The 21,219-nt window shown below is 69.2% G+C and carries 23 protein-coding genes; 13 read left to right on the top strand and 10 right to left on the bottom strand.

Annotated elements, in window-relative coordinates; all coding sequences use genetic code 11:
• Window positions 1-18: 18 nt before the first annotated feature.
• The 3 genes from ACFY8O_RS29330 to ACFY8O_RS29320 all read left to right on the top strand — a co-directional run bounded on the left by ACFY8O_RS29330 (window position 19) and on the right by ACFY8O_RS29320 (window position 2,163).
• Window positions 19-726, top strand: a complete 708-nt coding sequence (locus ACFY8O_RS29330; RefSeq protein ID WP_387907615.1) for a response regulator — start codon at window positions 19-21, stop codon at window positions 724-726.
• A gap of 150 nt (window positions 727-876) precedes the next feature.
• Window positions 877-1,293, top strand: a complete 417-nt coding sequence (locus ACFY8O_RS29325; protein ID WP_145808636.1) for an OB-fold nucleic acid binding domain-containing protein — start codon at window positions 877-879, stop codon at window positions 1,291-1,293.
• A 3-nt stretch (window positions 1,294-1,296) separates the two neighbouring features.
• Window positions 1,297-2,163: a DUF3159 domain-containing protein gene (locus ACFY8O_RS29320; protein WP_387907611.1), complete on the top strand. Its 867-nt coding sequence runs from the start codon at window positions 1,297-1,299 to the stop codon at window positions 2,161-2,163.
• A 74-nt stretch (window positions 2,164-2,237) separates the two neighbouring features.
• Here the strand turns inward: ACFY8O_RS29320 and ACFY8O_RS29315 are convergent, their stop codons facing one another.
• On the bottom strand, window positions 2,238-2,915 hold the full coding sequence (locus ACFY8O_RS29315) for a potassium channel family protein (protein WP_145808634.1): 678 nt from the start codon (window positions 2,913-2,915) through the stop codon (window positions 2,238-2,240).
• A complete protein-coding gene (locus tag ACFY8O_RS29310; RefSeq protein ID WP_014153600.1) occupies window positions 2,915-3,583 on the bottom strand; it encodes a potassium channel family protein in 669 nt (222 codons plus the stop codon). The genes ACFY8O_RS29315 and ACFY8O_RS29310 overlap by 1 nt, the downstream gene beginning before the upstream one ends.
• A 389-nt stretch (window positions 3,584-3,972) precedes the next feature.
• Here ACFY8O_RS29310 and ACFY8O_RS29305 point away from each other — a divergent pair, with 389 nt between their 5' ends.
• From ACFY8O_RS29305 to ACFY8O_RS29290, 4 genes are all read left to right on the top strand, one after another.
• Window positions 3,973-6,024 (top strand): APC family permease, encoded by a 2,052-nt coding sequence (locus tag ACFY8O_RS29305; protein ID WP_387907607.1) that lies wholly within the window; start codon window positions 3,973-3,975, stop codon window positions 6,022-6,024.
• A 116-nt stretch (window positions 6,025-6,140) separates the two neighbouring features.
• Complete coding sequence (locus ACFY8O_RS29300) at window positions 6,141-7,514, top strand: class I SAM-dependent RNA methyltransferase (protein WP_387907604.1); 1,374 nt, start codon at window positions 6,141-6,143, stop codon at window positions 7,512-7,514.
• A gap of 421 nt (window positions 7,515-7,935) precedes the next feature.
• On the top strand, window positions 7,936-8,130 hold the full coding sequence (locus tag ACFY8O_RS29295) for a ribbon-helix-helix protein, CopG family (protein WP_031089472.1): 195 nt from the start codon (window positions 7,936-7,938) through the stop codon (window positions 8,128-8,130).
• A complete protein-coding gene (locus ACFY8O_RS29290; protein WP_387907601.1) occupies window positions 8,127-8,519 on the top strand; it encodes a type II toxin-antitoxin system death-on-curing family toxin in 393 nt (130 codons plus the stop codon). Before ACFY8O_RS29295 ends, ACFY8O_RS29290 begins: the two co-directional genes overlap by 4 nt.
• Window positions 8,520-9,158: 639 nt before the next feature.
• Here the strand turns inward: ACFY8O_RS29290 and ACFY8O_RS29285 are convergent.
• From ACFY8O_RS29285 to ACFY8O_RS29275, 3 genes are all read right to left on the bottom strand, one after another.
• A complete protein-coding gene (locus tag ACFY8O_RS29285; protein ID WP_387907598.1) occupies window positions 9,159-9,371 on the bottom strand; it encodes a hypothetical protein in 213 nt (70 codons plus the stop codon).
• A gap of 494 nt (window positions 9,372-9,865) precedes the next feature.
• On the bottom strand, window positions 9,866-10,021 hold the full coding sequence (locus tag ACFY8O_RS29280; RefSeq protein ID WP_387907811.1) for a hypothetical protein: 156 nt from the start codon (window positions 10,019-10,021) through the stop codon (window positions 9,866-9,868).
• Entirely contained in the window at window positions 9,975-10,142 is a 168-nt protein-coding gene (locus ACFY8O_RS29275; RefSeq protein WP_387907596.1) for a hypothetical protein, read from the bottom strand. Before ACFY8O_RS29275 ends, ACFY8O_RS29280 begins: the two co-directional genes overlap by 47 nt.
• 557 nt (window positions 10,143-10,699) lie before the next feature.
• Here ACFY8O_RS29275 and ACFY8O_RS29270 point away from each other — a divergent pair.
• Window positions 10,700-12,001, top strand: a complete 1,302-nt coding sequence (locus tag ACFY8O_RS29270; RefSeq protein WP_208766068.1) for a YncE family protein — start codon at window positions 10,700-10,702, stop codon at window positions 11,999-12,001.
• A gap of 922 nt (window positions 12,002-12,923) precedes the next feature.
• On the opposite strand, the gene ACFY8O_RS29265 is transcribed toward ACFY8O_RS29270, so the two are convergent.
• Window positions 12,924-13,700 carry an alpha/beta fold hydrolase gene (locus ACFY8O_RS29265; RefSeq protein WP_387907592.1) on the bottom strand — a complete coding sequence of 259 codons (777 nt, stop codon included), beginning with the start codon at window positions 13,698-13,700 and terminating at the stop codon, window positions 12,924-12,926.
• Between the two features lie 112 nt (window positions 13,701-13,812).
• On the opposite strand from ACFY8O_RS29265, the gene ACFY8O_RS29260 reads away from it, so the two are divergent.
• Window positions 13,813-14,640 (top strand): helix-turn-helix domain-containing protein, encoded by an 828-nt coding sequence (locus ACFY8O_RS29260; protein WP_387907809.1) that lies wholly within the window; start codon window positions 13,813-13,815, stop codon window positions 14,638-14,640.
• A 106-nt stretch (window positions 14,641-14,746) separates the two neighbouring features.
• Here ACFY8O_RS29260 and ACFY8O_RS29255 read toward each other — a convergent pair whose 3' ends face one another.
• Window positions 14,747-15,352 (bottom strand): SMI1/KNR4 family protein, encoded by a 606-nt coding sequence (locus ACFY8O_RS29255; protein ID WP_387907589.1) that lies wholly within the window; start codon window positions 15,350-15,352, stop codon window positions 14,747-14,749.
• A gap of 263 nt (window positions 15,353-15,615) precedes the next feature.
• On the opposite strand from ACFY8O_RS29255, the gene ACFY8O_RS29250 reads away from it, so the two are divergent.
• The gene (locus ACFY8O_RS29250; RefSeq protein ID WP_387907586.1) at window positions 15,616-16,374 is read left to right on the top strand and encodes a MerR family transcriptional regulator; all 759 of its coding nucleotides are present in this window, start codon (window positions 15,616-15,618) and stop codon (window positions 16,372-16,374) included.
• Between the two features lie 466 nt (window positions 16,375-16,840).
• On the opposite strand, the gene ACFY8O_RS29245 is transcribed toward ACFY8O_RS29250, so the two are convergent.
• Window positions 16,841-17,209 (bottom strand): VOC family protein, encoded by a 369-nt coding sequence (locus ACFY8O_RS29245; protein ID WP_387907807.1) that lies wholly within the window; start codon window positions 17,207-17,209, stop codon window positions 16,841-16,843.
• Between the two features lie 619 nt (window positions 17,210-17,828).
• Between ACFY8O_RS29245 and ACFY8O_RS29240 the strand changes: the two genes are divergently transcribed.
• Together ACFY8O_RS29240 and ACFY8O_RS29235 are read left to right on the top strand one after the other, a co-directional pair.
• Window positions 17,829-18,275: a hypothetical protein gene (locus ACFY8O_RS29240; RefSeq protein ID WP_387907584.1), complete on the top strand. Its 447-nt coding sequence runs from the start codon at window positions 17,829-17,831 to the stop codon at window positions 18,273-18,275.
• Window positions 18,276-18,279: 4 nt separating this feature from the next.
• Complete coding sequence (locus ACFY8O_RS29235; protein WP_387907582.1) at window positions 18,280-18,945, top strand: anthrone oxygenase family protein; 666 nt, start codon at window positions 18,280-18,282, stop codon at window positions 18,943-18,945.
• Window positions 18,946-19,146: 201 nt separating this feature from the next.
• Here ACFY8O_RS29235 and ACFY8O_RS29230 read toward each other — a convergent pair whose 3' ends face one another.
• Window positions 19,147-20,004 carry an alpha/beta fold hydrolase gene (locus tag ACFY8O_RS29230; protein WP_387907579.1) on the bottom strand — a complete coding sequence of 286 codons (858 nt, stop codon included), beginning with the start codon at window positions 20,002-20,004 and terminating at the stop codon, window positions 19,147-19,149.
• Window positions 20,005-20,064: 60 nt separating this feature from the next.
• Here ACFY8O_RS29230 and ACFY8O_RS29225 point away from each other — a divergent pair, with 60 nt between their 5' ends.
• Window positions 20,065-20,646 (top strand): TetR/AcrR family transcriptional regulator, encoded by a 582-nt coding sequence (locus ACFY8O_RS29225; RefSeq protein ID WP_387907576.1) that lies wholly within the window; start codon window positions 20,065-20,067, stop codon window positions 20,644-20,646.
• A gap of 171 nt (window positions 20,647-20,817) precedes the next feature.
• Here ACFY8O_RS29225 and ACFY8O_RS29220 read toward each other — a convergent pair whose 3' ends face one another.
• Complete coding sequence (locus tag ACFY8O_RS29220) at window positions 20,818-21,195, bottom strand: MerR family transcriptional regulator (RefSeq protein WP_145808587.1); 378 nt, start codon at window positions 21,193-21,195, stop codon at window positions 20,818-20,820.
• Between the last annotated feature and the right edge of the window lie 24 nt (window positions 21,196-21,219).

The following is a 21,219-nucleotide window of genomic DNA, read 5'->3' as shown; positions in this document are numbered from 1 at the left end:
CGGAAAGGCAGGTCCGCGATGACCCGGGTGCTCGTGGTCGACGACGAGCCGCAGATCGTGCGCGCCCTCGTGATCAACCTCAAGGCGCGCAGGTACGAGGTGGACGCGGCGCCCGACGGGGCGACCGCCCTGCAGCTCGCCGCGGCCCGTCACCCCGACGTGGTCGTCCTCGACCTCGGGCTCCCGGACATGGACGGCGTCGAGGTGATCAAGGGCCTGCGCGGCTGGACCCGGGTGCCGATCCTCGTGCTCTCCGCCCGCCACACCTCCGACGAGAAGGTCGAGGCCCTGGACGCCGGCGCCGACGACTACGTCACCAAGCCGTTCGGCATGGACGAACTGCTGGCACGGCTGCGCGCCGCCGTGCGCAGGGCGGAACCCGTCGGCCCCGACGGGGCCGACGACCAGGTGACCGTCGAGACCGAGGGGTTCACCGTCGATCTGGCGGCGAAGAAGGTGCAGCGCGAGGGCCGGGACGTACGCCTCACCCCCACCGAATGGCACCTCCTTGAGGTGCTGGTGCGCAACGCGGGCCGGCTCGTCAGCCAGAAGCAGCTGCTCCAGGAGGTCTGGGGGCCCTCGTACGGCACCGAGACCAACTACCTGCGGGTCTACATGGCCCAACTGCGCCGGAAGCTCGAGGCGGACCCCTCGCACCCCAGGCACTTCGTCACCGAGCCGGGGATGGGCTACCGCTTCGAGCGGGGCAAGCAGGTGCCCGAGTGACCGTCGGAGCAGCTGAGCAGGTGCCCGAGTGACCGACGGAGCAGCTTCCGGACGAGCACGGAGAGCGGTTTCCCGGAGGAGCGGCCTCACTCGTCCGGGTGAGACCCCCGCCACCCCGCCCCTGACACCGGAGACCGGTACCCTTCGGGTATGAGCGCTGTTCCCCGATTCGAGAAGCCCGGCAGGACGGAGAAGCCGTCCGGCCGCTTCCGACGCATGCTCGACCGGCTGTCCAGCTCCCAGGAGGACCTGGAGTCCGAGGAGCTGCGGGAGGACGCGCACGCCTCGGGGTGCACTCGCATCTCCGAGTGCTCAGACCGCCAGATCGTCAAGGTGACTGGTACCTTGCGGACCGTCACCCTGCGTCCGCGGGCGGGAGTTCCCGCCCTGGAGGCGGAGCTCTTCGACGGCACCGCGCCGCTCGACGTGGTCTGGCTCGGCCGGCGGTCCATCGTCGGCATCGAACCGGGCCGCAAGCTCATAGCGTCGGGCCGTATCGCCATCAGCCACGGCCGCCGGGTGCTGTTCAACCCCAAATACGAACTCCGACCACTCGGCAAGGAGTAGCCGGTGACGTCTCTCGACAAGCCGACGTCCGACACGGACCAGCCCCACCGCACCGACCAGCAGGCCGACGACGCGAAGGCGGTCACGGAAGCCGCGCTCTTCGAGGCCTTCGGCGGCGTGCGCGGCATGGTGGAGACAGTCCTGCCCGGGCTGCTCTTCGTCACGATCTTCACCATCAACAAGGACCTGAAGGCCTCGGCGATCGCCGCCCTGGCGGTCTCCCTGGTCCTCGTCGCCGTACGGCTGATCCGCAGGGACACCGTCAAGCACGCCTTCAGCGGTGTCTTCGGTGTGGCCTTCGGTGTGGCTTTCGCGATGATGACGGGCAACGCCAAGGACTTCTACCTCCCGGGCATGCTCTACACGCTCGGGCTGGCCCTGGCCTACCTCGTGACCGCCCTGGCGGGGGTGCCGCTGATCGGGCTGATCCTCGGACCCGTCTTCAAGGAGAACCTCTCCTGGCGCACCAGGAACCCCGGCCGCAAGAAGGCGTACACCAAGGCCAGTTACGCCTGGGGTCTGATCCTGCTCGCCAAGTGCGCGATCCTCTTCCCGCTGTACTGGTGGGCCGACACCACCGAGCTCGGCTGGGTGCTCGTCGCGCTCAAGATCCCGCCGTTCCTGCTCGCGGTGTACCTGACCTGGGTCTTCCTCGCCAAGGCGCCGGCGCCCATCGACGTCTTCGCCGAGATGGAAGCTGAGGAGCAGGCCGAGAAGGACCGCAAGGCGGCCGGCGAGAACCGGGCCCGCACGGCGGCCGAGGGGGATGCGGCCCCCGGGTTCGCCGGCGCCGAAGGCGACGTCCTGGCCCCGGGCTTCGGGGACACCGAGCACGGAGCGGGACGCACCGGAGACCACCGGAGGCCCTGACCTCAGGGTTTCGTGCAGGCATGCGGAAGGGCCCGGACCGAACGGTCCGGGCCCTTCCGCATGCGCCGGGGGCGCTAGTCCTCCACGGACTCGCGTCGGACCGACAGCAGGTCCTCCAGCTGTTCCTCGCGCGCCTGGGCGGCCACGAACAGCAGCTCGTCGCCGGCCTCCAGGGTCTCCTCCGGGCTCGGCGTCAGCACACGGGTGCCGCGGATGATCGTCACCAGCGACGTGTCCTCGGGCCAGTCCACGTCGCTCACCCTGATGCCGGCCAGCGCCGACTCCGGGGGCAGGGTCAGCTCGACCAGGTTGGCGTCGCCGTGGCTGAAGCGCAGCAGCCGGACCAGATCGCCGACGCTCACCGCCTCCTCCACGAGGGCGGACATCAGCCGTGGGGTGGAGACCGCGACGTCCACACCCCAGGACTCGTTGAACAGCCACTCGTTCTTCGGGTTGTTCACCCGCGCCACGACCCTCGGCACGCCGTACTCGGTCTTCGCCAGCAGCGAGACGACCAGGTTGACCTTGTCGTCACCCGTCGAGGCGATCACGACGTTGCACCGCTGGAGGGCCGCCTCGTCGAGCGACGTGATCTCGCAGGCGTCCGCGAGAAGCCACTCGGCCATCGGGACCCGCTCCACCGAGATGGCGGTCGGCGCCTTGTCGATCAGCAGTACCTCGTGCCCGTTCTCCAGGAGCTCGGCCGCGATGGAACGGCCCACCGCGCCGGCCCCGGCAATCGCCACCCGCATCAGTGACCGCCCTCCTCGGGACCTTCGGCGAAGGCCTCCTCGACCTTCGCGATCTCGTCCGTACGCATCATCACGTGGACCAGGTCGCCTTCCTGCAGAACCGTCTGCGACGTGGGCAGGATGGCCTCACCCAGACGGGTGAGGAAGGCGACACGGACGCCCGTCTCCTCCTGCAGGGTGCTGATCTTGTGCCCGATCCAGGACGGTGTCGTGTGCACCTCGGCGAGCTGCACCCCGCCGCTCGGGTCACGCCACAGCGGCTCGGCGCCCGACGGCAGCAGCCGCCGCAGCATCTGGTCCGCCGTCCAGCGGACCGTGGCCACCGTGGGGATGCCCAGACGCTGGTAGACCTCGGCACGCCGGGGGTCGTAGATGCGCGCCGCGACGTTCTCGATGCCGAACATCTCGCGCGCCACCCGGGCCGCGATGATGTTGGAGTTGTCACCGCTGCTGACGGCGGCGAAGGCTCCGGCCTCCTCGATCCCCGCCTCCCGCAGGGTGTCCTGGTCGAAGCCGACCCCGCTGACACGCCGGCCGCCGAACCCCGAACCGAGGCGGCGGAAAGCCGTCGGGTCCTGGTCGATCACGGCGACCGTGTGCCCCTGCTGTTCCAGGGTCTGCGCGAGAGCGGCTCCGACACGCCCGCAGCCCATGATGACGATGTGCACCTTGCGCCTACCTCGCCGTCCTGGTCATCCGGATGACCTGCGAAAACACCCTGCTCACACTTCTCTCTCAGCTTGCGGGGCAAACAATGGGGCAACCACTTCCGCCGTTGCCCGGGGATGAGCTTATGCGGCCGTGCCCGTACCGCCTCATCCGAGTGTGCGTACCCCGCGGCCCGATGGGCAAAGGGGGGCGACCGGCCAGGGCCCGGGGCCTGCGGCGCGGAGGCCCGCAGGCTCCCGGTCGCGGGTCCGCCGGCTTCCGCACTGCAAGGATTTCGTTAAGGATTCCATGGACTTTTGCGGTGAGGGCGGGTGATTATGAAGGTTTTCCGTCGGCGGGGCGGGTGGTGACGTCTCGGCGTGTCTCGCCAGCGCTTACGATCCTCTGCGTGTCCAAACTGACCGACGTGCCCAAACGGATCCTGATCGGCCGGGCGCTGCGCAGCGACAAGCTGGGGGAAACGCTCCTCCCCAAGCGCATCGCGCTCCCCGTCTTCGCGTCCGACCCTCTGTCCTCCGTCGCGTACGCACCGGGAGAAGTGCTCCTGGTGCTCTCCATCGCGGGTGTGTCGGCGTACCACTTCAGCCCGTGGATCGCGGTCGCGGTCGTGGTCCTGATGTTCACCGTCGTCGCCTCGTACCGGCAGAACGTGCGCGCCTACCCCAGCGGAGGCGGCGACTACGAGGTCGCCAACACCAACCTGGGCCCCAAGGCCGGTCTGACCGTCGCCAGCGCCCTCCTCGTCGACTACGTCCTCACCGTCGCGGTGTCGATCTCCTCCGGCGTGGAGAACCTCGGCTCCGCCATCCCCTTCGTCGTCGAGCACAAGACGGTCTGCGCCATCGGGGCCATCGTCCTGCTGACGCTGATGAACCTGCGGGGCGTCAAGGAGTCCGGCAAGCTCTTCGCCATCCCCACGTACCTGTTCGTGGCCGGCGTCTTCGCCATGATCCTCTGGGGCGCGTTCCGCGGGCTGGTCCTCGGCGACACCATGCACGCCCCCACCTCCGACTACGAGATCAAGCCGGAGCACGAGGGCCTGGCCGGTTTCGCCCTCGTCTTCCTGCTGCTGCGCGCCTTCTCCTCCGGCTGCGCCGCACTGACCGGCGTCGAGGCGATCAGCAACGGCGTACCCGCCTTCCGCAAACCGAAGAGCAAGAACGCCGCGACCACCCTCGCCGCGATGGGCCTCCTGGCCGTCACCATGTTCTGCGGCATCATCGGACTGGCCATGGCCACCGACGTGAAGATGGCGGAGAACCCGGCCGTGGACCTCATCCACAACGGCGCCGCCGTCGGGGCGGGGTTCGTCCAGGACCCCGTGATCTCCCAGGTCGCCGCGGCGGTCTTCGGCGACGGCACGTTCTTCTTCGTGTTCCTGGCGGCGGCCACCGCCCTCGTGCTCTTCCTGGCGGCCAACACCGCCTACAACGGCTTCCCGCTGCTCGGCTCGATCCTCGCGCAGGACCGCTACCTGCCCCGTCAGCTGCACACCCGCGGTGACCGGCTCGCCTTCTCCAACGGCATCGTCCTGCTGGCCGGGGCCGCGATCCTGCTGGTGTGGATCTACGGGGCCGACTCGACCCGGCTGATCCAGCTCTACATCGTCGGCGTCTTCGTCTCCTTCACCCTCAGCCAGACCGGCATGGTGCGGCACTGGAACCGCCATCTGCGGACCGAGACGGACCCGGCGGCACGGCGGCACATGATCCGCTCGCGCGCGATCAACACCTTCGGCGCGTTCTTCACCGGCCTCGTCCTGGTCGTCGTCCTGGCCACCAAGTTCACCCACGGTGCCTGGGTCGCGCTGCTCGGCATGGTGATCTTCTTCGGCACGATGACCGCGATCCGCAGGCACTACGACCGGGTCGCCGAGGAGATCGCGGCCGGCGACACCCCGTCCGACGACACCGTCAGGCCCTCGCGCGTCCACTCGATCGTCCTGGTCTCGCGCATCCACCGCCCCACGCTGCGCGCGCTCGCGTACGCCAAGCTGGTGCGCTCGGACCAGCTGGAGGCCCTGTCCATCAGCGTCGATCCGGAGGAGACCAAGGCGCTCAGGGAGGACTGGGAGCGCCGTGGCATCGACATCCCGCTCAAGATCCTCGACTCGCCCTACCGCGAGGTCACCCGGCCGGTGATCGAGTACGTGAAGAGCCTGCGCAAGGACCGCCCCCGCGATGTGATCAGCGTCTACATCCCGGAGTACGTGGTCGGCCACTGGTACGAGCATCTGCTGCACAACCAGAGCGCGCTGCGGCTGAAGGGCCGGCTCCTGTTCACCCCCGGCGTGATGGTCACCTCGGTCCCGTACCAGCTGGAGTCCTCCGAGGCGGCGAAGGTGCGCGCCAGGAGGCGCGCGGACTGGAACGCACCGGGCTCGGTGCGCCGTGGTCCCGTCGAGCGGCGGCACCACAAGGAGCACGGCACCAAGAGCTGACGCGGGCGGATCCCGCTCGTGGTGAGCGGTCGGCCGACACCCACGTAGACTCGTAGGTTGTTGTCCGGCCGCTTCGCGGTCCCCTGTTTCCCCTTGATCTCTGGAGCCACCCCCTCATGCAGAACGAATCCAACTCGTCGCGGACCGGGGAGCAGCCGACCGGGGAGCAGCAGGCCGGGGAATCCCTGATCGGGACGGAGTACGAGGTCGAGGTCGGCCCCGTCGCCCACGGCGGCCACTGCATCGCCCGTACCGCCGAGGGCCAGGTCCTCTTCGTACGCCACACCCTGCCCGGCGAGAAGGTCGTGGCACGGGTCACCGAGGGTGAGGTCGGCTCCCGCTTCCTGCGCGCCGACGCGGTCACGGTCGTCGAGGCGTCCAAGGACCGGGTCGAGGCCCCCTGCCCGTACGCCGGGCCCGGCAAGTGCGGCGGCTGCGACTGGCAGCACGCCAAGCCGGGCGCGCAGCGCCGCCTCAAGGGCGAAGTGATCGCCGAGCAGCTCATGCGCCTCGCGGGTCTCACGCCCGACGAGGCCGGCTGGGACGGCACGGTCATGCCCGCCGAGGGCGACAAGCTCCCGCCGGGCGAGGTGCCGGCCTGGCGCACGCGCGTCCAGTACGCCATCGACGAGGACGGCCGGGTCGGCCTGCGCAAGCACCGCTCGCACGACGTCGAGGTCATCGACGAGTGCCTGATCGCCGCCCCCGGCGTCTCCGAACTCGGCATCGAGAAGCAGGACTGGCCGCAGATGGCCGCGGTGGAGGCCATCTCCGCCACGGGCTCGCATGACCGCCAGGTCATCCTGACCCCGCGCGCGGGCGGACGGCTTCCGCTCGTCGAGCTGGACAAGCCGGTCTCCGTGCTCCGGGTCGAGGAGAAGGACGGCGGTGTCCACCGCGTCCACGGCCGCGCCTTCGTACGCGAGCGCGCCGACGACCGCACGTACCGCGTCGGCTCCGGCGGCTTCTGGCAGGTCCACCCGCAGGCCGCCGACACACTGGTCCGCGCGGTCATGCAGGGGCTGCTGCCCCGCAAGACCGACATGGCGCTGGACCTCTACTGCGGCGTCGGCCTGTTCGCCGGCGCCATCGGCCAGCGCATCGGCGAGAAGGGCGCGGTGCTGGGCATCGAGTCCGGCAAGCGCGCGGTCGAGGACGCCCGGCACAACCTGAAGGACCTGGACCGCGTCCGCATCGAGCACGGCAAGGTCGACCAGGTCCTGCCGCGCACGGGCATCACACAGTGCGACCTGATCGTCCTGGACCCGCCGCGCGCGGGCGCCGGCAAGGCCACGGTCAAGCACCTGGCCTCCCTGGGCGCGCGCCGCATCGCGTACGTGGCGTGCGACCCGGCGGCGCTGGCCCGGGACATCGCGTACTTCCGGGAGGGCGGGTACCGGGTGCGGACGCTGCGGGCGTTCGATCTCTTCCCGATGACGCACCATGTGGAGTGCGTGGCGATTCTGGAGCCTGCGGACAAGGGTGCCTGACCTGCGGTTTTGCATTTCATATGGTCAGCTCGACCTGTTTCGCTCGCGGATTGCGTCGACTGACGTTCGCTTGCGCAGAACGCTCTGAGCCGCAGGTTCAAGGGCCGGCGTGGGTCTCGCGGCGACGTGGCGATGCGCAATGCAGAATTTTTGACGCTCGGATGACGCTCGAATATCGGAAGCCTCAACCTCGGACCTGTCCGGCCCTGGGCCGCAGACCGGGGCCGTCGGCGCGGGGCAAGGAATCCGGTTCGGGGGCCGACTGCACCTTGCCAGCGGCTGCGCGTGCTGCTAGCCCGTCGCACGCACCTCGGAACCGAGACCGCGGCCCGACCGGCCACGAAGGACGGCGTCGAGGTCCGAGGTCTTGAGTGGCTGGTATCACCTCGCCACCCAGATACCAGTCCGGTATCATTCCTGTATGGCGATGACACTCCGACTTCCTGACGACCTGGACGCGAAGCTGACCGAGCGTGCTCGTCGAGAGCGTCGCAGCAAGCAGGAGCTTGCCATCGAGGCCATCCGCGACGCCCAGGATCGGGCCGAGTTGAAGGTCGATGACGTCCTGGCCGAGCTGATGGACAGCGATGCGGAGATCCTGGACTACTTGAAGTGACGGACGTTCGCTACATCCAGATCGACGAGATCCTGGCCATCGCTCGCGCGGTCAACGGTACCGAGCACAGCGTGCGTGACATGGGACTTTTGGTGTCAGCGATCGAACGGCCCCGGACGAACGTGTTCGGGGCCGAGCTGTATCCCACATTGCACGAGAAGGCGGCGGCACTGCTGCACTCCGTCGCTCGCAATCACGCGCTGATCGATGGCAACAAGCGCACCGCCTGGCTTGCCATGCGTGTCTTCCTGCGGTTCAACGGCGTCAGCGCCAGTACCGCGCCGCCACCCGTCTCCGTGGCTGGCCCGTTCGTCGAGGAAGTCGCGCAGGACACCATCGATGTACCGGCTATTGCCAAGCAGCTCTCGGCCTGGTTCCCCGTTTCCTGACGTTCGACGTCGTGGGTACGGGACGGAATGAGGTTCTGGGAGCGGTGCTGGCTTCTGGCAGTCCGCCGGGGGGCTGACCCGTTCATTCAGCTGGTGGATTCTTATGCTTTCGCGAGATGGGGCAGCGGGTCCACTCGGCGCGAGAACGGCGTCCCACGCGCCTTCCCGTTGGGGCGGCAGGCAAGGTCCACATTGGCTACGGCGGTTTCTTCCCGACCAACACCCGCCCCTGCTCCCAGCGGTCACGGAACGCGCTGTCCGTGCCCCTCGCGCCCCCCGTGCGCACTGAGCCGGTCCTCTCGTCTCCAACAAGCTGTGTCTGCGGTATCCACCGTCCACCTCCACAGCTCGGAAGGGGGGACAAGGTGCCGGAGGAATGGATACGGGCTCTCGTGGCGGACTGTGGATCCGAGTGCGGAGAGCGTCTGCGGGTCAGCGACACGGAGGCGGCAATTAGCCTGCCGGTGGCGAAGCTGGTCGAAACATTTGGGGCGCGCTGGAAGCTGAGTCCTCGCCTTCATCCTGAGTATCCGTTGCCCGAGGCCCGGGTGCGTCCGGACTACGCGGTGAAGACATCGGGGCGCATCACCGGTTTCCTGGAACTGAAGGCGCCAGGGCACGACGTCACGCGCGTCGGCTTCACAAAGCGGGACCGGGAGCAGTGGGAGCTGATGCGCGGACGGCGGTGGCCCGGTACCAGTCTGGTTCCTGCGGGCACAACTCGGGCGCGTAGGCGCCCCGGAGGAGGGCTCGTGCGGCGGTGACGCGGTCGGGGTTCTCGTCGGTGGCCTCGGCAGAATCGAAGGCCGGGATGCCGCCCAGCCCGTGCTCCGCGTCGTCGAAGTTGTCCAACCTGGTCTTCGCTGCGGGAGGCGCCGTGTAGGCGTCGCTTCCCCAGACCTGCCGGTCGGAAAGAATTGGGTGGGCGCCAGTCCTTCGTGCCCACGACGACGAGAACCTTCGGGGGCATCCCCTCGAAGGCGGTCGTGGCCGAGCGGTGCGTAGGGCTGGGCCGCCGGGCCGTTCAGCTCCGCGCCCCGGCCGGGCGCGGCGATCATGACGCGGGCGCCGAAGCGTGCGTCGGAAGCTCGCCGGCAGTTTCGGGGTTGACGGGCGTGCTCGCCGTAGTTCGGGTCGGTGATCGCCGGCGGATTCACGAACTGGCCGACGCGCGCGGGCTGTCGGCCGCCGAACCGCTCGGCGAAGAAGGAGCGCCTTCCTGCGCCCTCCGATTGCCGAGCAGCCGTGGAGAACCGTGCGGCGCACGTCGGCGGCGAACGGCCCGTCGTAGGAGGCAGGGCCGTGCGGCCCGTGGCCGATGCCACGGAGCCGCACGGTGGTTACCGTCAGAAGCTGACGCTCGGATCGCCCGTGTCCTCTTCCGGGTTCACGCTGTACAGCGGGCGGTCCTCGATCCCCAGGGCGCGCATCAGCTCGTTGGTCGGAATCCTGTACCTACGTCCGATGCGGAGGGCTGGGCAGGGGAACTCGTGCTCGCGGATCAGCCGGTACGCGGTCGTCCAACCGCTGGTCGAGCTTGTCGTGGCGGTAGGTGGTGGCGCGCTGCTCGGCGTCCGTGCTCCAGGTGACGTTTTCGACGGCGTCGTACTCGGTTCTGGTCACGTTGCCGAGCGGATCGGTGACGATGGTCGGGTTGTCCGACGGGTCGTAGCCGTAAGAGCAAGGACGTCGAGGACCCAGTTCTCGTGGCGGCGCGGGCCCGTGGCGTCGTACGGGTACGCGTCCTCGTACAGGTGGCGGGCCGTGGCTTCCCAGGACGTCTGGTCGAGGGACATGTGGTGCTGGCCTTTCTCGGCTTTCGCCAGGGCTTGGAGGGCATCGACGGCATGACAGTGAACGGAGGGTGGCGGCTGCTCTCGTAGCGGATACGCGTGTTGACGCAGCTCACGTCGTTCGTCTGGGCATTCGGACCGCCCTGCTTGTACCCGGACAGCGGGTCGTTGGGGCCCACCGGCTGTCTGCTCCCGCTGCGGCCACTGCGCGAGGCGGGTCGGCTGTGCGGCCCGGTGAAGCGGCGGGCGATCGAGGGGCGCGCGTCAAGGAATGTCGATGGGGCTCTGTTCAAGTTCCCTGTCTCCTGGTTACGTTACCTCTGGTAACACGTGATGCGGGCCTGTCCGACGGCGCGCCGCCCCTTCCTGCCTCCGGAGTTCACCGTGATGCGTCCCTGCACCCCCCGTCCTCACCGCCGACGCACCTTCGCCGCGACCACCCTTGTCGTCGCGGGACTGACCGCAGGCGCCTTGCCGGCCATCTCCGGCCCGGCAGGCGCGAGCGAGATCCCGAGGCAGGCGCGGCAAGCCGCCCCGGAGGAGCTCAAGGAGGTGTTCTTCGTCGGGAACAACTGGGAAGGCACCGCCGACGTCATCAAATCCCGTGGCGACTACGCCAAAATCGGCCGGATCGACATGATCCCCGACAAGAAGGAGCGCCTGCGGGAGATCTACCTCAACCCCGTCAAGCTCGCCTTCTTCCTCGGTATCCGGCTCGGCCCGGGCGAGGGGCATGACCAGTACGTCGACGACATGTACACCACGAACGACGGTAAGTCCGTCGTCGCCTCCCGGCCGAGTTTCGCCGATGTGGTCTCCATCGACGTGAACAGCGGCAAGATCAACTGGCGCTTCCCGGTGTCCGGGTTCCGCTCCGACCACATGGCGGTCACCCCCGACGGCACCCAGGTCGCCGTCTCCTCCTCCATCTCCAACACCGTGCACGTCCTGGACATGGCGACGGGCAAGGAGGCAGGCAGCTTCAAGACGGGCGACAAGCCGCACGAGAACGTGTACACCGACGGCGGAAAGTACCTCTGGAACATGGCCATCGGTGAGGTCAACACCGACATGGACGCGCCCTGGCAGGACTTCACCAAGGGCGACCGCCGCATCACCGTCGCCGACGCGAAGACCTTCGAGGTCAAGAAGATCATCGACATGCGCGAGCGACTCGACGCCTTCGGCCGCAAGGACCTGTCCGACGCGCTGCGGCCCGTGGCCTTTACGCCCGACGAGTCGACAATGTATTTCCAGGTCTCTTTCTTCAACGGCTTCGTCGAGTACGACGTGCAGAACGACAAGATCACCCGAGTGAAGACGCTGCCGAAGAACCCGGACACCAGCGACGAACGCACCACCTACGTCAACGATTCCCGCCATCACGGCATGTCCATGAGTCCCGGGGGCGACAAGCTCTGCATCGCCGGAACCATGGACGACTACGTCTCCGTCGTGAACCGCGAGACGCTCCAGGAGGGCCCGCTCGTCACCGCCTCCAAGCCGTACTGGGCCACCGTCAGCGGAGACGGCAAGCACTGCGTGGTGTCCGAGAGCGGCAGTGACCAGGTGACGGCTATCGACTTCTCCACTGGCAAGAAGGTCCTCTCCATCCCCGTCGGCGACCACCCGCAGCGGGTCCGCCTCGGCCACGTTCCCGCGGACTGGACCGGCCCCGCCACCAGCTGAGACGCACCGGAAGCCGCGCCTCACGCCGCTCCGACGCGAACCCGCCGCACCGGCTCCGACGGTACGGCGGGTGCAGTTTCTCTGCCGGTTCCCCGCCCGGAGCGCGGAGCACGTGGGACGGCGTTCGTGCCGGGGCGGCCTTCTCCTGGGTGCCCATCGGGGTACAGCGCCGCCAGCTTCCTCCGCGCTGCTGTTCCTGAGCCGGAAGGCGCACGCTGTTTCCGGCGCCGGCGTACCGGCATGGTGGGGTTGCTGGGCCGGTCTTGGCAGCGGGTGATCCGGGAATCCGCGCTGGTCGCTCGACCGGCTGGCGGAGGGGTGCAGCTCAGCGGCCTACCAGTTCGACCGCGTGCATGGCGTCTCGGCGGCGACCCTGCTCCTGATCCGATCCCCTGCCGGAGCCCGCTTCACGAGAACCCGAGGTCAGCTCGAGCGGCGTTCACGGCCAGGATCCGGTGCATAGGCGTCGTCTTTCGGCCACCGGTGCAGTGAGGTCTCCGGTCCGCTCAGGTGGCTGGGGGGCAAGGGCGCGGTGCTGGCCGAGCTGGTCGTAAGGGTGGAGGAGGACAGCGTCGATGTCGCGTCGGCGGAGGTGACTCCGCATCGCGCGGGACGGCGTGCGCGCGGTCGCCGGCGAGGCGTCGGGTCGAGCCCTCGGTCACCCGGGTCCGATCGGCGGAAAGCGGATGCCGACCACAACAGCTCCCGAAAGCCGGGACGTCGCCTGTCTGGTCTGCGGTAGTGCGGAGGGCCAGGGGTGGTACATCGCATCAGTGATCGCCATCAACCGCCTGGAAGCAGTGGCGCGGCGTAGCCGCACGAGCCGACGAACTCGCGATCGCTCCCAGGCCGCACTCCACCTCGCAGGCATCCTCACCTGGAGCCGACGCTGACCGAGGGCTCGCAACCCAAGCGCGGATGGTCAGGCTGCTGGTGCGAATGCCGTGATTGCGTCGACGAGGTCGGCCGGAGCTTCCAGCGGGATCAGGTGACCCGTGTTCGGAATCACCGTGAAATCGGCTCCGGAGAGGTAGGGCATCAGGTTGTTGACGAGCACGTCGACGGGCTCGACATGGTCGTTCTCCCCGGCGACGACGAGGGCGGGGACGCCGATCATGCGGGTGTGCTCGCAGACGTCCTCCGCGATGCCGCGCAGCGGCCACTCCGTGCGGGCGGCGTCGGTGCTGGCCCGCGAGTCGGTCGCGATCTGCGACTTGATCGATTCAGGCAGCTCGGTCGCGGTGAGGATGTGATCCCGTGCGCCGGCGACGGACTCGTCGGAGTCGTAGGCGTGGGAAAGGCCTTCCCGGTACTCGGGAGTGATCCATGCGGCGGGCTTCGCCGGACCTGAACCGACGAGGATGATCCCCCGGAGGCCGACGGGCCGGGTCGCCGCGATGAGCTGCGCGACCTTGCCACCCATGGAATGTCCGACGAGGACGTAGTCGGTGACGCCCGCGTCGGCGATCACGGCGAGCGTGTCACCGGCGAGTTGGCGGAGGGTGTAGGGCCCGGCCAGGTTGCTCGAGCGGCTCCACCCGCGGAAGTCGACAGTGAGCATGTCGCGTCCCGCCAGGCGGTCCACGACGAGGTCCCAGGTGCGGGCGGATCCACCCCAGTAGTGCAGAAACACCAGGGTCGGTCCGGCCCCCGGCCGGTGGTCATAAGTGGGCAGTAGCGGCTGCTGCGTCGTGTTCATCGTGAATCTCTCGATCAGTGTTCTGGGGCAGTTGTGCTTTGTTTTCATTGAATCTCTGCCGCTGTGCCGGGGCATCGGCATGACTGGTCGCCTGATGGTGGAAACTGGACAGATGACTGTGATCCGGCAGATGGCCTACCAGCCCGTCGGGTGCCGTGCCGCCACTGTGGAAACCATGACGTTCGACCGCCTTCGCGAGCTGAACGACGGCGGGACACAGCGTGCCGACTTCCACGTCCTGGCCGTCGTCGATGCCGGGCACGGATCCGTCACCGTGGACTTCCTCCGGCACCCGCTCCAGGAGCGGTCCGCGGTGTGGGTCGCTCCTGGAGCTGTGCACCGATGGGATGACATCGCTGGCGTGGCTGGGCACGTCGTGCTGTTCGTGCCGACCGCGCCGGTCACCCACGCCACCCGGGAGCTCGTCGGGTCCCTGGACCTGGTTGCACACTGGAACATTCCCGACGCCGACTGGCCGTTCGTCGACACCGCCCGCAACCATCTCCTCCTCGAAGCATCCGCCCCACCAGGCGATAGCTCGACGGAGCTGCCCGAGATCCTGCTCTCCGCGCTCATCGCCCGGCTCCGGCCCCCGCACGCCGAAGCACGGTCGATCAATCCGGTGTTTGGACTGTTCCGGTCCAGCGTCGAGGCGCACTACCGGGAACATCACGACGCCGGCTACTACGCCCGGACGCTGGGATACGCGCCCCGCACCCTCTCAAGAGCGGTGCAGCAGGTCACCGGCCGCAGCGCGAAGGCGTACATCGTCGAGCGGATCGTCCTGGAAGCCAAACGGCTCCTCGCACACGACCGCCTCACCGCAGCCGCCTGCGCCAACACGCTCGGCTTCCCCGACGCGTCCAACTTCTCGGTGTTCTTCCGGAAGGCGACAGGCATGCGCCCGGGCGCATGGCAGGCGACGGTGGCCGTCGAGTGAGGGGGTGTACTTAGGAAAGGCGGCACTCAAATCCATGATCACAGAGCGTTGCACCTTCGTGATCGCCAGGGCCAGTACCCGCCTCGCTGTTTGGGTACCACCGCGCCTATCTGCGCGGACTCTCACGGTGAACAACGGGACTCGATGGAACGGATGGCCCCCAGCCCGGCGGCAGGAGTGCCCAGGAACCGTGCTCCAACCACTGCCCGAAATCCACGGGCTGGGCGCCGCCGACGTGATCCAAGGACAGCGGGACGATCAGGTCGCAGGTAGCCCGTCCATCCCACCACACCGTGCCGGCCAGAGGGCCGGTCAGGGCCAACAAGGTGGAGAAGCCGCAGCCATGCTCCTGGATGACGACCGCACCGGCTGTCTTCACATCCTCGAACCTGTCGGCCTCGTCGTCCCAAGCACGCCGAGCCTTCCGGTACGCTGCGTCGCCCTCGAACGCCTCAGGCTGTGGCTCACGCTCCAGCAGTTCGTCGTCCGCGCCGGCGTAGGAGTCGGGATGCGGGAAGGGGATGGTCAGCAGCTCGCGCCGCCCCTCATCGTTCCCGGCCCACCACCAGCCACGCCCTGTCCGCTCAAGCCGGAGGAGTGCCCCGCCGGCGCTCACCTCGCGCAGATACACCCGGTACGCATCGGGAAAGGCAACACCGAGTTCTCGTTCGGCCTCGACGATCTCCGCTTCGGTGAGGGGTTTCTCCGTCATGGGATGAGCCTAAAGGTGTGGTGCGGACCATCGAACCGCTCACACGGGGGCCGGCACCGAGGGGGGAGTCAGGCTGATCCCAGAGACACACCCGGGCCGTGATCGGGAAGCTGCCGTTGTGCTGGGTGGGCAGTCGGGGAGGGGCGCGGGCCGCCCTCCGGATGGTGAGGGCGCGGGCTTGCGGTTGCCGCTGCGGCAGCTTCTACCGTCCTTGACAGGGCCGGAGAAGCCGGCCCGGTGACGCGATCGTGAGGGAGACAGCGATGGACTGGCCTATCGCGGAGGTCGCTCGGATGTCGGGCGTGACCGCCCGGACCCTGCGGCACTACGACGAGGTCGGCCTGTTGCCGCCCGCCCGGATCGGGGCCAACGGCCACCGCTACTACGAGGAGCAGCAGCTGCTGCGACTCCAGCAGATTCTCGTACTGCGGGCGCTGGGCGTGGGGCTTCCCGAGGTCGGCCGGATCCTGGCAGAGCAGGTCGACCAGGTGGACGCCCTGCGCGGCCACCACCTGCGGCTGCTCGCCGAGCGGGACCGCCTCGACGCCCTGGCAGGCACCGTCTCCCGCACGATCGCCGAACTGGAACAGTCCAGAAAGGACGGCGATCCCATGACCATCAACCGACCGGAGAACCTGTTCGAGGGCATCCAGCCCTCCCAGTACCACGAGAGCCTGCACGACTTCCCCGAGCACGCCGAGGAAGTCGCCCGAAGGGTTGCCGCGATGACCCCGCAGGACATCGAGGCCGGCCAGCGCGAGCGAACGACCCAGATGATCCTGCTGGCCGACCTGATGGCCGCCGGTCACCCGGCGGACGCCGCGCCTGTGCAGGCCCAGATCGACGCGCAGTACCAGGCCATGACCGAACTGCGGCCCGTGTCGGCCGAGGAGTTCCGTGCCGTCGGGCGCTCCTGCGTGGACAACAGCGCCTGGCGCTCCGCGTACGAGGCGATCGCACCGGGCCTGGCGGCGTACCAGCGCGACGCCATCGAGGCGTACGCCACAACCCGGCTCAGCTGACCGGTCGCGGGCTGTCCCGGGGGCCGGCTCGTAGCCGTCGATCCGTCGCACCCACAGGCTCACCTCGCCCGGCTCGTCAGTTGCCGGGCGAGGTGCTGCCGTTGTCGAGACCATCGGACCCCGGCCGAGTGAGAGCCTTCCAACGAGCGAAAGGCTCGCTGCCGCCACTCGTGTACACAGTCGGCCAAGGGGCGGCCTCGCCACCGATGTCCTGCGCCGACCTCCGCTGCCCTCGGTCGGCACTGCCTCGGTCTGGTCCAGCATCACGCCCTCGACGTCGAACGGTTCCGGTTCCGTGCGGTCGTGGTGGGGGCAGAAGAGGTCATCGAATCCCTGGATGCCGACGGCGACGCGTGGCAGGTCGGCCCAGAGGTTCAGGCGGCCGACATCCTCCACCGGTACCGCACCGAGAGCCCCCTCGTGGGCGCCGTCATCACCGCCGCCGCTGCGGACGCTCGGACGGTGCTCAGCGGGCCGGGATCGGCTGGGTCAGGTTCACCGGGTTGCCGTCCGGGTCACAGATGTGGGCGACGCGCTGCCCCCACGGCATGTCGTTGGGGGCACCGCGGACCGAACCGCCCAGTGCCTCCACCCGGGCGAGCATCTCGTCGACGTCGGCGACACCGATGCTCAGCAGGATCCGCGGCGCCGCCCGGTCTTCCGTGCCCGCATCGGCCACCAGCCCGAGCTCCGTGTCGCCGATGCGCAGGCCGAGGTAGAACGTGGGCCCCTTCTCGGGAATCCGGAAGATCTCCTCGGCACCGAACAACTGCGTGTAGAAGTGGGCCAGAGACTTCTGGTCGGCTGTCAGGATCACCGGCTGGATGGTGGACATGGCACTCCTGTCGTGGACGGTCATGGTGCTGGACAGACCGTCGGGGAGGGGGAAACTCATCGGCCGTCCTCACCGTGCCAGACGCTGAGCCTCCCAGAACTGGAGTCCGGGTCCGGTCCTCCGCCCGGAGCTGGTCTCGTGGACAAGGCTGAACAAGCCTCCCGACGCTCCGGCTAACCCTGCGCGCCGGATGCCTCCGGTGGCCCGGCAGTGGTTTCGGCGCGTCGTACGCCTTCGACGATCCGGTCGTAGCCGTGGCGGATGTCGTCGTACAGGCGCTGTCCCACGGGGCCGGGCGCGACCCAGCGGCTGGACCGCTCCGACAGCATCTCGCCTGAGCGGCGCTTCAGGTGCCTGACGGTCCGACCACCCGGGCGGGGAAGACACGCAGCCGGGCGGCAGTGCGGCCGAAGGGCAGTTCCTCGGCAACGGTCAGGAAGATCTCGATGCCGCGACACTCCCTGCCACGCCCGCTCGGGGCGACGCCCCGCCTCGCTGGGGCAACCCTTACATCAACAACCGTGTCTGCAAACGGAGTTGGCTGGTACCCGCTGCGGCCCGATGCTGGACGCGCGGACCGATGCAGCGATCGAAGCGAAGAGGTCGAAGGAGCCCCACCGTGCGCGCACACCCACCCATGCTGGTTCCCGGCGGTACCGGCAGGACGGGCCGCCGGGTGGTCCAGCGACGTGCGGCTCCGCGCCTTCCCGTACGGAGCGGGTCCCGTCCGGGCGGCCTGCCGTTCGACGGGCAGCGGCCCCCCGCGAGGGAAGCGGTGCTTGCCGACGTTCGTGCGGCGTACGTCGCTGACCAGCCCGGACCTGCCGCCCCGGGCGCCGCAGAGGAGGTCGGCCATCTCGCGGTGGCGTGGGGGGTACGCCGGCTCGCGCTGCTCTCCCGCCGTGACGAGCCCGAAGCGGTGCGTGCGGAGGAGGCCCTGAGGCAGTCCGGCGCGCAGTGGACGGTGGGGCGTTCGGCCCGGCGTCCGACGCCCTCCGGGACGCCACCCTGCGACTTCGCCGACTGCGCCCGCCGCGCCGCGGCCCGCATCTGGAACGAAAGGTGACACCATGAAAAACCTCCAGCAGGCCGTCCTGCTCCTGACCACGCTCGCCACCGGCCTGATGGCCGGACTGTTCGCGGCCTTCGCCTACTCCGTGATGCCGGGCCTGGCGCGCTCTTCCGACCGGACCTTCGTCGAGGCGATGCAGAACATCAACAAGGCGATCCTCAATCCCGTCTTCATGCTCCCCTTCATGGCCGCGATCCCCCTGCTCGGCCTTGCGGTCGTTCTGGCCTGGCGGGGCCACGGACGGGCCACGCTGCCATGGCTGATGGCCGCGCTGGTGCTCTACCTGCTCGCCTTCGTGGTCACCAGCGGCCTCAACGTCCCGCTCAACGACCAGCTCGCCAGAGCCGGCAGCCCCGATCACATCAGGGACCCCGCAGCTGTACGGGAGAACTTCGAAAGCACCTGGGTTGCCGGGAACATCGTGCGCGCCCTGCTCCACACCGCTGCCTTCGGCTGCCTGCTGTGGGCGCTGATCGTCTTCGGCGCGCACCGGACGCAGACGACCGCAGCCGCCACCTCCCCGGCCCCACGACCGCTCACCGCCGAGCACCACGCCGGCGGCACGCGCCCCGGCCCTGCACGGGGTACGGAGAGCCGCACGACGCAGCCAGGGCCGGTCTCGCAGGAACCGCAGGGTCGTCGGACCGACGGCCCGCGCCGGTAGGCCCTCCACACGGCAGTGGGCGACGGCAGCGCCGCGAACGGCGCTGCCGTCATCATGGCCGCCTTCGTGTCAGCAGCGCTCCCCGCGCCGCGGCGACCGGAGTGTCGGCGGATCGGGTGGGCGAGGACCTGCCGTTGCCACGGCGGTCCGGCATCGAGGGGAGGGCGGCAGCGGCTGCGGACCCTCCGGCCCCGCCCGCGTTCAGGGCAGGGGCCGGACCGGCTCCGCTCCGGTGTGGATCAGGAAGTCGGTGAGCACCTCGGCGAGCCGTTCGGGCTGGTCCTCCGGGATGAGGGTGGACGAGTCCGCGATCTCGACCAGTCGGCCCTGCGGGTACAACTCGGCCAGCCGGGGACCGTGCTCACGCGGCATCAATCGGTCCTCGGTCGCCCAGACGACCAGCACCGGGCGGTCGAAGTCACGCAGGCGCTCGCTCCAGGCGAGCAGGGTCTCCCGTCCGGGTGCTCCGGTGGCGAACTTGGCGAAGTCCCTGCGGATGGCCTTGTCGCGGCCGGCGGGGGCGAACCAGTCGTCCATGATCTCGTCAGGGATCCCGCGCAGGCTCATTCCGCCGTATCCACCCCGGCTGTGGCGGACGGCGGGGACGCGCATGAGGCGCGTCAGGAGCCATACGCCGCCGGGAACCCTGCACACGTGCGCCAGTGCCTTGGCCGGTCCCGGAGGGAAATTGTCGAAGGCTTCGCAGGCCACCAGCACCAGGCGCGCGATCTGCTGGTCCTGACCCTCGGACACCAGGAACTGGCCCCCGCCCCAGTCATTGAGCACGAGGGTCACCGCGCCCAGCCCGAGCCGCTCGATGAACTCACCCAGAAGCAGGGCGACGCCGCGCTGGGAGAGATCGGCATCCGGGTGCATCGGCTGCCGGTGCCCGCCCAGGGGCAACGTGGGCAGGATGCAGCGATATCCGCCCAGCATGGGGATCACCTTGCGCCACTGGGTCTCGTTCATCGGCAGGCCGTGGCCGAACACCAGCACGGGCCCTGGGCCGCGGGTGTCCTGGTAGTCAACCGGTCCGCACGACAACTGGATTCTGGGCATCGCGACCTCTCTCTTGATAGATCGTTCTAGTAAGATTGGACGAAAGAGGGGGGAAGGGCAATGGGGCAGTCGGGCACACGAGCCAGGATCCAGAGCGCCGCCACGGTGCTGTTCCGCCGGCACGGCTACGCGGCCACCGGCCTGAAGCGGATCGCGGCAGAGGCGGACGCGCCGTTCGGATCGATCTACCACTTCTTCCCGGGCGGCAAGCAACAGCTGGCCGAGGACACGATCCGTACGTCCGGAGCCGAGTACGGCCGCATGGTCCTGGCTCTCCTGGACAGCGTGTCGGATCCCGAGGAATCTCTCGTGCGCGCGTTCGAAGCAGCTGCGGGCGACCTTGCCGCGGCCGACTACGCCGACGCGTGCCCGATCGGAACCGTGGCCTTGGAAGTCGCGAGCAGCAATGACGTGTTGCGGGTCGCCACTGCGGAGGTCTTCGAGGAGTGGGTCGGCATGGCGACGGGGTGGTTCGGTCAGTGGGTGGACGACCCGAAGGCGGCGCAGTCCCTCGCGTACTCCCTGGTCATGCTGCTGGAGGGGGCTTTCATGCTCAGCCGTGCTGCCCGCGATCCGGAACCGCTCCGGGTGGCCGGCCGGTCGATGGCCGCCTTGGTGCGCGCCGCTTCCGTGCCCCGTTGACGAGGTTCGTGACCCCTCATGTGGGGTGCGCGGCGATTCCGGAGCCCGCCGATCAGGGCGCCTGCCCTGCGGTCCGGGATTGGCGGGGCCGTCCAGGCGCACAGAGTGTTCACGCGGCGTCGGGGGTGCTCCAGCCGCGGATCGCCGGTACGCCGTCCTGGCCTCCCGCGCCTACGGATGCGTGTCCGTGGTCGCGATGACCTCGTCGAGGCGGTCCAGGGCGGCCTGCAGGTCGTCGACCTTGGCCTGGATGCGGTCGCGCTCCGCGCGCAGCATGGCTCGTTGTCCGGCGTCGGTGTGCCCGGAGTCCCAGCATGGGAGGAGTTCCGTGATCCTTCGGCTGGTCAGACCGGCGGCGAACATCTGCTGGAAGAAGCGCACCAGGGCGACGGCGTCCTGCCGGTAGAGGCGCTGGCCGGACGGGCTGCGCTCCGCGATGAGCAGTCCCTGCTGCTCGTAGTAGCGCACGGCGCGCACCGAGACGCCGGCGGCCCGCGCCACCTCGCCGATGCGGACCAGCCGCTCGGCCGCAGGTTCCGTGACGGTCATGGTGATTCCTCTCACCTCAGTCCT

The sequence above is a fragment of the Streptomyces argenteolus genome (assembly GCF_042902585.1).
GTDB lineage: Bacteria > Actinomycetota > Actinomycetes > Streptomycetales > Streptomycetaceae > Streptomyces > Streptomyces argenteolus.
Note: the sequence above shows the minus strand (reverse complement) of the source record. Positions and strands in the feature narration are given on the sequence as shown.

What these genes read in the sequence shown, in the direction of transcription:
- ACFY8O_RS29330 (WP_387907615.1), top strand. Translation starts at nt 19, where the DNA reads ATGACCCGGGTGCTCGTGGTCGACGACGAGCCGCAGATCGTGCGCGCC.
- ACFY8O_RS29325 (WP_145808636.1), top strand. Translation starts at nt 877, where the DNA reads ATGAGCGCTGTTCCCCGATTCGAGAAGCCCGGCAGGACGGAGAAGCCG.
- ACFY8O_RS29315 (WP_145808634.1), bottom strand. Translation starts at nt 2,915, where the DNA reads ATGCGGGTGGCGATTGCCGGGGCCGGCGCGGTGGGCCGTTCCATCGCG.
- ACFY8O_RS29300 (WP_387907604.1), top strand. Translation starts at nt 6,141, where the DNA reads ATGCAGAACGAATCCAACTCGTCGCGGACCGGGGAGCAGCCGACCGGG.
- ACFY8O_RS29295 (WP_031089472.1), top strand. Translation starts at nt 7,936, where the DNA reads ATGGCGATGACACTCCGACTTCCTGACGACCTGGACGCGAAGCTGACC.
- ACFY8O_RS29270 (WP_208766068.1), top strand. Translation starts at nt 10,700, where the DNA reads ATGCGTCCCTGCACCCCCCGTCCTCACCGCCGACGCACCTTCGCCGCG.
- ACFY8O_RS29265 (WP_387907592.1), bottom strand. Translation starts at nt 13,700, where the DNA reads ATGAACACGACGCAGCAGCCGCTACTGCCCACTTATGACCACCGGCCG.
- ACFY8O_RS29260 (WP_387907809.1), top strand. Translation starts at nt 13,813, where the DNA reads ATGACTGTGATCCGGCAGATGGCCTACCAGCCCGTCGGGTGCCGTGCC.
- ACFY8O_RS29255 (WP_387907589.1), bottom strand. Translation starts at nt 15,352, where the DNA reads ATGACGGAGAAACCCCTCACCGAAGCGGAGATCGTCGAGGCCGAACGA.
- ACFY8O_RS29250 (WP_387907586.1), top strand. Translation starts at nt 15,616, where the DNA reads ATGGACTGGCCTATCGCGGAGGTCGCTCGGATGTCGGGCGTGACCGCC.
- ACFY8O_RS29245 (WP_387907807.1), bottom strand. Translation starts at nt 17,209, where the DNA reads ATGTCCACCATCCAGCCGGTGATCCTGACAGCCGACCAGAAGTCTCTG.
- ACFY8O_RS29235 (WP_387907582.1), top strand. Translation starts at nt 18,280, where the DNA reads ATGAAAAACCTCCAGCAGGCCGTCCTGCTCCTGACCACGCTCGCCACC.
- ACFY8O_RS29230 (WP_387907579.1), bottom strand. Translation starts at nt 20,004, where the DNA reads ATGCCCAGAATCCAGTTGTCGTGCGGACCGGTTGACTACCAGGACACC.
- ACFY8O_RS29225 (WP_387907576.1), top strand. Translation starts at nt 20,065, where the DNA reads ATGGGGCAGTCGGGCACACGAGCCAGGATCCAGAGCGCCGCCACGGTG.
- ACFY8O_RS29220 (WP_145808587.1), bottom strand. Translation starts at nt 21,195, where the DNA reads ATGACCGTCACGGAACCTGCGGCCGAGCGGCTGGTCCGCATCGGCGAG.